Genomic DNA, 10,732 nt, shown 5'->3' with positions numbered 1-10,732 from the left:
ACTTAGAATTTATTTATTTTGGGCTTATATCTTTATTAAATTTGGATAATCAATTTAAAAACTGAAAGAAACTTTAGTTTCTTTCTAATTTTTGCTCCCTGCAAGGGCCGGTTAAGGGGGTTCGTTGAAAGGGGTTTAAGGGGAAAAATTGTGGGGACAATCGGAAGTCCCCTAATTTGTCCCCTTAATAACGAAGTATTAAAAATTAATTGTAATTTGGTAAATCATAGAAAAACTTTAAGAATAAAAAATAAAAAAAATCAGCATTTAAAAAAGGACTATTTCTAGTCCATTTTTACTCTTTTTAAAAGTGCCATTGCAAAAATAGCAGTAATTATTACAGAAATAACTCCATTTATTGAAGAAACTCCAAGTTTTTGTACAACTTCTACCATATTTGCTTCAAATGACAATCCCATAGCAACTTTATTTTTTATAAAAGTGTATAACAAATAAAGAATAATATAAGTTATTTGTCCAAAAAATCCTGCAAGAGCTGCTTTTGTTTTTTCATTTTTCATTTTTGTTTTGTGAAAAATCAAACCTGCCACAAAGCCCATCATAAATTTATTTATAAATGTAAATGGTGCTGATGCAAAATAAAGTGGATTTGTTAAATCAAATATTGCTGAACCCACTCCTGCTGCAAGTCCTCCAAGTCCTGGCCCTAAAATTATTCCTCCCAAAAGACAAAAGGCATTTCCTAAATGAAATCTTGTATCTCCCATTGGCGTTTTGAGTGGTATTTGAAAAAATGCTGAAAAAATAAATACCAAGGCTATAAAAAGTCCTGTATATGTAAGTTTTTTTGTAGATAATTTATTCATGAGTCCTCCTATTTTTATTTCTACGTTTTTCTATCACAAACTAATTATATAATACAAAGGAAAATGTGTAAATATATCATTTTTCTATAAAATATTTTATAAATATCCATTTTCAAATTTAAAATTCAATTTTTTTCTATAAAATTAAAAATGTAACATGAGTTACAGAAATTAATTTGAATTTTTTATATAATAAATTAAAATCAACAAAGGAGTTATATATGAGCGAATTTTTAGGACCAATACACTACATGATGTATGAAAAAATAAAATTTCAAGATAAAATTACAAATTTTCTTTTAGATGGTAATACAAAAGAAATTGATGAAAAAATTAAACCAGTTTCAACTGATGATTTGGAAAATTTAATCGACCAAGAAAATATTCACGGCTGGCTTGATTCAAAAATTGATGTTGTTGAAAATAGACTTGCCTTTGCAATTAAAAATAGCAAAAATACCAAGGAAAAATTATTTGATTTCGGAAAAAAACAAGCAGTTGGGAAAAATTTCTCTGATTATAATGAAATTTTTCAAGATTTAAACATGATGCTCCTTGATGGAATGCCTTGTGATAACGGACTTTCTGCAACAATTGATGAAAATGATGATTTATTTTTAATTACAAATGTAAATACTCACGCAAAATATTTCAAAGATTTTATAAATCCAGAAGATTCTCTTTCAAACACTTGCGAAGGAGGCCACAGCCACGACCACCACGAAGCTTTCGAAATTAATAAAAATGGATTTGAATTAAAAGAAGAAATTTCTCCTTACCACGAATATAGATACGAATTTTTGAAAGGATATTTTGATAATTCCCCTTACACAGTTGACCTTGTTGGTGGAATTAATTATAGAATTTACAAAAAATAAAAAATATTATACAAAATGGATAAGTATATCTTGGAAAAATAGTAAGGATTTTTATGAAAATAGAAGATGTAGTTAAAAAATTAAAGGATGATCCTCGAAATAAAGACTATACGAACAGGGGGATTGGTCCAATTTTTCAGTTAAATAAAGATTCTAAGATTTTAATAATTGGTCAGGCTCCCGGCAAAAAAGTTGAGGAAAGCGGAATTTTATTTAATGATAAAAGCGGAGAAAATCTAGTTGATTGGCTGGGAATAAGTATGGATACCCTCCATGGCAAAAACTTTTCAATACTTCCCATGGATTTTTATTATCCAGGTAAGGGAAAAAGTGGTGACAAGGCTCCAAGAAAATTTATAGCAAAAGAATATCATCCTCTCCTACTTGAAGAGATTAAAAATATAAATTTAACTATATTGATAGGTGCCTATGCACAGAAATTTTACCTAAAGGATGATTTTAATAAAAACCTAACAGAGACAGTAAGAAATTTTAAAGATTACTTACCAGAATATTTTCCCATAGTCCACCCAAGTCCTTTAAATAATAGGTGGATAGCTAAAAATACATTTTTTAAAGAAGAAACCCTGCCAGAACTAAAAAAAATTATCCAAAGAATACTTTAGAAAATTTTATAGTGGAATGAAATAATAAATATTAGCAATAAGGAGGTTTTATGAAAAAATTAAGTGCAAATATTTTGGATGGTAAATTTGAACATTTGCTAGACAAAGACAAACTACAAATCACCCACCTACAAATCAAAAAAGGTGAAGAAATTCCAAGTCATAAATCGGATAAAAATGTGGTGGTTGTAATTTATAAGGGCAAGGTTGATTTCGTTGGAGAAAATGGAAATGAGATTATAGTTCCTGGCGATATAATAACTATGGATCCTAATGAAATGCACGCCTTAAAGGCAATAGACGATAGTGATTTGATGGTTATAAAAGCAAAAATTTAAAAATTTTAAAAATAAAAAAGGATGTTGCAAAATTATTAAATCGTTCCAATATTATGATAGAAAATCATAACGAAGTTTCGCTAAATAAACCGATAAGCTTAATACGAAACTTCTAAAAAATCTATGATAATATGGCGATAGTAATTCAGAATTTGCAACATCCTTTTTTTATTTGTTTTTCTTTTTAATTTTTAACTTTTTTTCTCTTCCAAACAACTTATTTGTTGAATAGTTTAGGATATTTTTCTTGTAAACTCTTGCTGCAATTATATACATTAAAACAATTCCTACTAACAAAATAATTAGTGAAATCATTCCTTGTAATAGGCTTGCGTTTTCGTAAATCAATCTCATTGGCATAAAAAATGTTGACAAGAATGGGATGTAGGATAGGATTTTTATAAAATTATTTGGCTCACTTCCTACAAATGATGTGGAAATAAAATAGCAAAACATAATTATTAGCATAATTGGCGTTGCCATTTTGCCTGCGTCTTCTTGCTTTTGTACCAAAGATCCAAGCATTGCTGAAAGGATTATATATAAAATCAATCCTAAAACCATAAATAAAACTATTTCTCCAACTAATTTATAATTTATCCCTTCAAAAATTTCAGAAATATTAAATCCCAGCATAGTTTTTATTTTTTCGTAAAATCCTGTAAATTTAATTATGGCAAATCCAACAAGTCCCAAGGCTAAATAAATTCCAAAATGAACTAGCATTGCAAGAATTGTTCCAAAAATTTTTCCAGCCATATAAGTGCCAGCTTTTACTGATGAGAAAATAAACTCTAGCATTTTTGTGCCTTTTTCAACTGCAATATCTTGCATTATTATTTGTGAATAAAAAATTAAAACAAAATACATTACAAAGATTGTAGCAAATAGGGCTAGCATATTTCCTGGATTTTTCAAATTATCTTTTATTTCGTGAAGATTTACCACAGGTTTTTGGCTAATTATCGCATTTTGCTTGGCGTCAATATTGGAATTTTTCAAATTTTCTTTTCTTTGCATATCCTCTGCCAAAGAATTTATTACAAGCATTGGAGTTCTTGCTGTTGTATCTCCATAATAATCAAAATTTAAAAGTCCATCTTTGTTTTTCACTTCAAGATAAGCTGAAATATCTTTGTTATCAAGAGCTTTTTTCGCCTCATTTTTTTCTTTAAATTCAAAATCTACCATAGGATTATTATGGAAATTTTTCTTGTATTTTTCTTCCGTTACAACTGCAATTGTATCTGGAGTTTTGGTTGAGTAAGAAATGTAGGAAATTATTCCAATAACTACCGCCATAATAAAAGGCATAAGAACCATAATCCAAAAAGTAGTCGATTTAAGGTGTTTTTTTAAAGTATCAACTGATACAGTCATAAATCTATTCATTTTCTTCCACCTTTCTTGCAAAAATTTCATTTAATGTAGGAGGCGATTGGTCAAAATATGGAACAAAGCCAATATTATCTACAATTTTTTTGAAAATAACTTTTGCGTAATCTTCATTTTTTAAAATAAAAGTCCACTTATTACCATCTTGGCTAATCATTTCTATATTTTCATCGTTTAAGAAAAATAAATCCTCACTTGATTCGACTACAATCTTTTTTCTTTCGTAAGAATTTCTAATTTCTTGAGGCGAACCATTCAAAACAATATTTCCTTTTTTAAGCATTATCAATTTTTTGCAAAGACTTTCCACATTTTCCATGTTGTGAGATGAAAACATAATTGTCGTTCCCTCTTTGTTTACATCTTTGATTATTTTTTCAAGAAGTCTGATGTTATATGGATCAAGTCCTGAAAAAGGCTCATCCAAAATTACAAACTCAGGCTTATAAATTAAAGCACAAAGAAGTTGAACTTTTTGTTGGTTTCCTTTTGAAAGCTCCTTGATTTTTGATGATAATTTCCCATCAATTTCAAAATAATCAAACCATTCTTTTAATTTTTCATCAGAAATATTATCCATTTTATTTAATTTCGCAAAATATCTTATTTGATCTTCTACTTTTCTTTTTGAATCTAGTGATCTTTCTTCTGGCAAAAATCCTATTTTTTCTAAAGGAACTTTAGAAAATTTTTTGCCATTATAAGTAATCTTGCCATCATACTTTGAATAAAAGTTCATTATACACCTAAAAAGTGTTGACTTCCCAGCGCCATTTTGTCCTATAACTCCAAAAAGTTCTCCATCTTTCACTTCAAAATCAAGATTATTTAAAGCAAGAAGATCTCCAAAACTTTTACTTAATCTTTCTACTTTTAACATACGTACTCCTTAATTTTTTAAATACAAAATGTATTCATTACTATTTTACCATAGAAAAGTGGATTAAAAAAAGACAAGAGTTTATCTCTCATCTTTTTGTCTTTTGTATTTAATATATTTTAAAATTTCAAAATCAATTGAATTTACCAAAATAGCAATTACAACTCCTACCAATGTATCCAAAGTTCTATTTAGGGCAAAATTTATAGCTCCAAAATTTTCTCCATAATGATTTATTGAAACAGATGCAAAAACAATGCACATAATAGAAATTGCATTTGGCTTATCCATTGATGATAAAATCCAAATTAAAAATGCCATTATTATAGAAATCAAAAAATAATTTCCTATATCATTTGTAAAATTTTTCCTAACAAATAAAAGATATAAAAATCCAACAAAGCCTCCAATGAACGTTCCCAAAATCCTATTTAATCCAATATCAATTGAGCCGTTTACGTCATTTTTTGTACAAATTATAGCAGCTATGGCAGAATAAAATGGCAAGGCATTTGCCGATCTAAAATGCGAAAAGGTAAAAGATAAAAATACAGCCAAAGCTGTTTTGAAAATTCTTTGTCCCGGTTTTTTTAATTTCATAAGCCAAGCCTATCAAATAAAAAATCAAAAAATGTATCTTCATTTACCCTGTTTGCTATATATTTTTTATTTTTCGAATTAATTTCAACAATACTTCCCCTATCAAAATCTTCATTTACCTTGATAGCTTTTTCTTCAAAAATAAATGCTTGTGGTTTCAAAACCATATAAAGCAAAATCCCTGCCTTTATTTCCCTTTCATTTTTTGGATAAAATTTATAAAGATTTTTGATATTTTCAAAAACAGGATCAGAAGTTGATTTTTTCAAAATTTCATCAGGCAAGGTCAATGAATTCGAAATATCTATTGGCAAAATAAAAGTTTCAATATCTTCTTTCAAAACAATATTTGTAGCCTTTGGATCGGTAAAAAAATTAAATTCTGAATTTTTTGTAATATCTCCAGAAGAAAAATTTGAACCCAAAATAAAAATATGGTCAATGTATGAAACAAAATCATCATATTTTATTATTGCTTTTGCTATATTTGTAAGAGGACCTGTCGCAATAATATCAAGCCTTCCACAATCTTTCGCCAAATCATATAAAAAATCTTCAGGACTTGCATCAGATAAATAATCTTTTGTCTTGTCAAAAATCAGAGAATTTTTTCCACTAATCAAAATTTCTTGATTTTTCAAATTAGAAGATGAGCCCTCACAAATTGGCAAAATTAAATCTTCCATATTTGCCATAGAAAGAATATTTTTTGCGGCAAATTTTGAATCCATAAAAGAGCTTACAGAAGAAATTCCAACAATTTCAAATTCATTAGAATTAAATGCCATTTTAAGCATCAAAATTTCTGATAAAGTAAAATTTGTATCTATATAAATAAATGGTTTTTCTTTTTCCATAATTCACTTCCTTTTTTTAAAAATTATACCAATATTAATTGAATTTTCTATCAAATTTTATAAGCAAAAATATAAAGAATATATTTTTAATTTTTACAATCAATTAAAACTTCTTGGTTTTTAATTTTATTTTCAAAATATATAATTGTTTGACAAAATACAAATTAATTAAATAAATATAAGAAGATGACCGATTATTGTGAATATTTACAAATGATAATTTATATAATAAAATAGTTTTTAATGATTAGGAGGAAAAAATGAAAGAATTTTTAAAAAGAAAAGGAATAAGTTTATCGGCAAAAGTTTATTTTATTGATGCTCTAGGCTCAATGGCTTTCGGACTTTTTGCAACTCTTTTGGTTGGAACAATTTTAAACACAATCGGCAAATCTTTTGACATTAAATTTTTGTCAGAAACAATTTGGCCCCTTGCCCAAGAAGCCACAGGACCTGCAATCGCCGTATCAATCGCCTACGCTTTAAACGCTGACAGATTAATTTTATTTTCATCAACAATTGTAGGACTTTCTGCAAATAAATTGGGAGGTCCAATGGGAGTTTTTATCGCAACATTAATCTCCGTAGAAATTGCAAAAATAATTTCAAAAGAAACAAAAATCGACATAGTTTTAACTCCAGTTGTGACGGTTTTAGTCGGAGTAATGATTGCAAATTTAGTAGGACCTTTTATCCAAACGCTTATGACAAAAATCGGAATAATTATAATGGATGCAACAAGACAAAAGCCTTTTATAATGGGGATTATTGTTTCAGTAATTGTAGGAATTGTTTTGACTCTTCCAATTTCATCGGCTGCTCTTTGTATGACCATAAGTCTTTCAGGACTTGCGGCAGGGGCTGCGACAATTGGTTGCTGTTGTCAAATGATAGGCTTTGCAGTAATTTCATTTAAAGAAAATAAAACCCAAGGCCTAATCGCTCAAGGACTTGGAACAAGTATGCTCCAAATGCCAAATATAATGAGAAATCCAAAAATTTTAATTCCACCAACACTTGCCTCAGCAATACTAGGACCATTTTCAACAATAATTTTTAAACTAGAAAACTCTCCCATAGGAGCTGGCATGGGAACATGCGGTTTGGTAGGACAAATTTCAACTTTCACAGCAATGAGCCATGTCCCATTTTTAAATTTATTATTTACTATAATAATTATGCATATAATCCTTCCAGCCATAGTTTCCTTAATAATTTATTATTTTGTAAAAAAAATAGGCTGGATAAAAGATGGAGATATGAAGTTGGATTTTTCCAAATAAAATTTATTTAATAAAAATATTTTAAATTTAAAAATGGACTATGCAATGCACAGTCCATTTTTATTTGTAATTTTTTAAATTCTTATCCAAGTTTTCATCTATTAAATTGAATTTATTTATTTTTTTCTTTTTTTAGAAACAAATAGGCCGCCTACAGAACCTGCCAAGATTGTCAAAATACTTGCTGATGAACCTACTCCAGTTTTAACATTTTTTGATTTATTATTAGCTGGTGTAAGTTTTGCTTTTTTAGAATTTGATGTGATTTCTTTAGCTTTTTCACTTACAAGCTTAGACCCATCAATCATATTTTTTGAACCATCTGGATATGTTATTGTTACACTACCATTTTTTGTTACTTCAATGTTGATAGCCTTTGGATTTGATTTTTTAACCTTACTAGCAATTTCTGCTTTTTCCTTATCAGTCAAATTATTTTTATCTTTAACCAAAGTCTTAGCTGGAATAACTGCTGGATTATTTTGAGCATCTGTTTTATTATTTTGTGCTTGTGCCATTTTCTCAACCAAATCGCTAGCATTAATTGTATCTTTAGAATTATCTGGATATGTTATTGTTACATTTCCTTTTTCATCTACTTCTACTTGTGTATTTTTTGGGAAATTATTTTTGTTTAAGTCTTTTATTTTATTTATAATTTCTTCTTTTTCTTTTTCTGTTAATTTTTCTAAATTTTTAACTTTTATTTTATTTTTTGGAAGAATTGGATCAATTGTATCAGCAATTGGTTTTTGTTCTAAAGCAGCTAACATTTGTTGCTTCTTAATAATTTCAGCTTTTAGATTTTTTATTTCCAAATCTAGTCCCTTAATTTTTTCATCTATTTCTTTTATTTTTTCTCTTAACTCTTTTTCTTTTTCATCTTCAGCCTTTTGTTCTTCTTCTAATTTCAAAAGTTTTTCTTTAAGAGTTTTTATCTCATTTGCTGTATTTTCACTTAAAGCCTGGCTAGCATTTTTTTCTTTTTCTAATTCTTCTATTTCTTTCTTATTTGCGTCAATTTTTTCTTGAATTTTTGCTTTTTCTTCTTCAAGTGCTTTAATCGCTTGGTCTTTGTTGTCTATAGCCTTTAATTTATTTTGTTTTTCTTCAATGCTATTTTGAATATTTTTAAGATTTTCTTTTTCAGCATCTACTTCTTCTTTAGCTTTTTCAACAAGTTTTTCTTGTTCTTCTTTTGCTGCTTTAAGCTCATTGACATTTTTTTCAGTTTCTGGCTTGATTTTCTTTATATCTTCAATCTCTTTTTCTAAACGCTCAATTTTTTTGTCAAGTTCAGCTTTTTTAGCCTCTAAATTTTCATAATCTTTAAGCTTTTCTTGTTTTTCTGAAATTTCTTTTTCAAGTTTTTCTTTTACTTGTTTTATAATATTTAATGCACTTTCTCCACCAATTTTTTTATTTTCAAGTTCTTTTATATCTTTTTTTAATTTCTCAATTTCATCAATTACATCTTGTGGTGTTTTATTATTTAATTTTTTTTCTAATTCTTCTTTTTCTTTTTGAATTGGTGCTATTTGAGCTTTTTTAGCCTTAATATTTGTTTTTATTTCTTGTATTTGTTTATCAAGTTCTTGATTTTTCTTAGCTAAGTCTATTGCATCTTTTTTAGCTTGTTCTTTCTTATTTGAAAGTTCAGCAATCTTATTTTGTATATTTGTGTTTTCTTGTTCTTTTTCTTGAATTTGTTTTTTTGAATTTTCAATTATTTCATCAAAATTAGGAATAACACCTTGAGGAGGATTACCAGCTTTTTTAGCATCTTCATAGTTTTGTTTAGCTTCTTTTGTCCTTTCAATATGTGTATTCAAATTTTGAATATTTCTTTTATTTTCTTCGATTTTTGCTTGTTCGCCTGAAATTTTATTATCAAAGTCTGCTACTTCCTTGCCTTTTTCAGCGATAGTTGCAGAATTTCTTGTCTTTTCCTCCTCTAATTCTTTAACTTTTTTTTCAAGAGTAGACATTTCATCTTCAATTTTTTTAATTTCTTTTTCTTTATTTTCAATGTTTTTATCCAAATCAGAATCATAATCTGGATATTTATCTATCAATTTTTGTAATTCAGCCTTTTTCAATTCATAACTAGCATTAACAACCTTTAATTGATCCTCAAACCCTTTTTTATCTACTTCATTTTTCTTTTCTTTTGCTTTCAAATCAGTGATTTCTTGTATAAGGCTTGTCTTATTAGCGATTATATTGTTTAAACTTTCTTGAATTTTTTCTCTTTCTTCTTTAGCTTTTGGAAGTTCTTGTTCATACTTAGCCAAATCAGCTGTATATCTTTCTAAAAGAGCATTTTCTTTCTCATAAGCTTTTTTCTTTTTATCTAATTCTTCACTAGATTTTTCTAGGCTTTCCTCAAGTTTTTTCTTTTTATCTTCACTAGCTTTTTCTTTTTCCTTATCTTCTTCTATACTTTCTTCAAGGGGCTTCTTATCCTTTGCTGGATCAAAGTTTTTTACATCCTCAATTTCTTTTTCCTTTTTCTCAAGGGCTTTTCTTAAATTTTCTTTTTCCTCATTAGCTTTTGCTAATTTTTCATCAAAAGATTTAAGAATTTTTTGGTTTTCAGCTTCTTTATCCTCAAGTTCCTTGATTTTATTTTTTAAATCATCAATTTCCTTAGCCAACTTGTCATTTTTCTTGGATAATTTATTAGAAAGTTCAGACTTTTCTTTAAGCAAGTCTTCTTTTTCTTTTAATTTTTCATCCAATTGCTTTTCTAATTGAGCAATATCTTTTTTAATAAGAGCAATTTTATTTTCAATTTCTTCCTTACTATCCATATTTATAGAATTTACATTAAGATTTTCTTCAGCCCTTACCATTTTTCCATTTGAAAAAATAATGCTAGAAGACAAAGCAAGCACCATAGCGTATTTTGCTAATTTTTGTTTTTTCATAATTTATACCTCATCTTTTATATTGTATTAGTTTTGTTTTATACATTATTTTCATATCTTACCAAAATATTTCTAAAGTGTCAACAAAAATTTTTCAAGAAAGTTTATTGATTTAATT

Annotated in this window: 10 protein-coding genes; 4 read left to right on the top strand and 6 right to left on the bottom strand. The window is 27.5% G+C overall.

Annotated elements, in window-relative coordinates:
• Nucleotides 1-284 precede the first annotated feature (284 nt).
• A complete protein-coding gene (locus HMPREF3045_RS04830) occupies nt 285-827 on the bottom strand; it encodes an ECF transporter S component (RefSeq protein ID WP_070737420.1) in 543 nt (180 codons plus the stop codon).
• A gap of 221 nt (nt 828-1,048) precedes the next feature.
• Between HMPREF3045_RS04830 and HMPREF3045_RS04825 the strand changes: the two genes are divergently transcribed.
• The 3 genes from HMPREF3045_RS04825 to HMPREF3045_RS04815 are packed head-to-tail and all read left to right on the top strand — an operon-like array spanning nt 1,049 to nt 2,669.
• Complete coding sequence (locus tag HMPREF3045_RS04825; protein WP_070737417.1) at nt 1,049-1,705, top strand: hypothetical protein; 657 nt, start codon at nt 1,049-1,051, stop codon at nt 1,703-1,705.
• Between the two features lie 53 nt (nt 1,706-1,758).
• Nucleotides 1,759-2,331: a uracil-DNA glycosylase family protein gene (locus HMPREF3045_RS04820; RefSeq protein ID WP_070737414.1), complete on the top strand. Its 573-nt coding sequence runs from the start codon at nt 1,759-1,761 to the stop codon at nt 2,329-2,331.
• Between the two features lie 50 nt (nt 2,332-2,381).
• The gene (locus HMPREF3045_RS04815) at nt 2,382-2,669 is read left to right on the top strand and encodes an AraC family ligand binding domain-containing protein (RefSeq protein ID WP_070737411.1); all 288 of its coding nucleotides are present in this window, start codon (nt 2,382-2,384) and stop codon (nt 2,667-2,669) included.
• A 168-nt stretch (nt 2,670-2,837) separates the two neighbouring features.
• Here the strand turns inward: HMPREF3045_RS04815 and HMPREF3045_RS04810 are convergent, their stop codons facing one another.
• The 4 genes from HMPREF3045_RS04810 to HMPREF3045_RS04795 form a co-directional block, all read right to left on the bottom strand.
• Nucleotides 2,838-4,061, bottom strand: a complete 1,224-nt coding sequence (locus HMPREF3045_RS04810) for an ABC transporter permease (RefSeq protein WP_070737408.1) — start codon at nt 4,059-4,061, stop codon at nt 2,838-2,840.
• Complete coding sequence (locus HMPREF3045_RS04805; protein WP_070737404.1) at nt 4,054-4,944, bottom strand: ABC transporter ATP-binding protein; 891 nt, start codon at nt 4,942-4,944, stop codon at nt 4,054-4,056. The genes HMPREF3045_RS04810 and HMPREF3045_RS04805 overlap by 8 nt, the downstream gene beginning before the upstream one ends.
• Before the next feature lie 81 nt (nt 4,945-5,025).
• A complete protein-coding gene (locus HMPREF3045_RS04800) occupies nt 5,026-5,544 on the bottom strand; it encodes an FUSC family protein (RefSeq protein ID WP_070737402.1) in 519 nt (172 codons plus the stop codon).
• The gene (locus HMPREF3045_RS04795) at nt 5,541-6,401 is read right to left on the bottom strand and encodes a nucleoside hydrolase (RefSeq protein WP_070737399.1); all 861 of its coding nucleotides are present in this window, start codon (nt 6,399-6,401) and stop codon (nt 5,541-5,543) included. Before HMPREF3045_RS04795 ends, HMPREF3045_RS04800 begins: the two co-directional genes overlap by 4 nt.
• 260 nt (nt 6,402-6,661) lie before the next feature.
• On the opposite strand from HMPREF3045_RS04795, the gene HMPREF3045_RS04790 reads away from it, so the two are divergent.
• Nucleotides 6,662-7,684, top strand: coding sequence for a PTS sugar transporter subunit IIC (locus tag HMPREF3045_RS04790; RefSeq protein ID WP_070737396.1), 1,023 nt, complete (start codon nt 6,662-6,664; stop codon nt 7,682-7,684).
• Between the two features lie 116 nt (nt 7,685-7,800).
• Here HMPREF3045_RS04790 and HMPREF3045_RS04785 read toward each other — a convergent pair whose 3' ends face one another.
• Entirely contained in the window at nt 7,801-10,614 is a 2,814-nt protein-coding gene (locus HMPREF3045_RS04785; protein WP_070737393.1) for a MiiA motif-containing surface protein, read from the bottom strand.
• Between the last annotated feature and the right edge of the window lie 118 nt (nt 10,615-10,732).

It is taken from the genome of Anaerococcus sp. HMSC075B03 (assembly GCF_001815585.1).
Lineage (GTDB): Bacteria > Bacillota > Clostridia > Tissierellales > Peptoniphilaceae > Anaerococcus > Anaerococcus vaginalis.
Note: the sequence above shows the minus strand (reverse complement) of the source record. Positions and strands in the feature narration are given on the sequence as shown.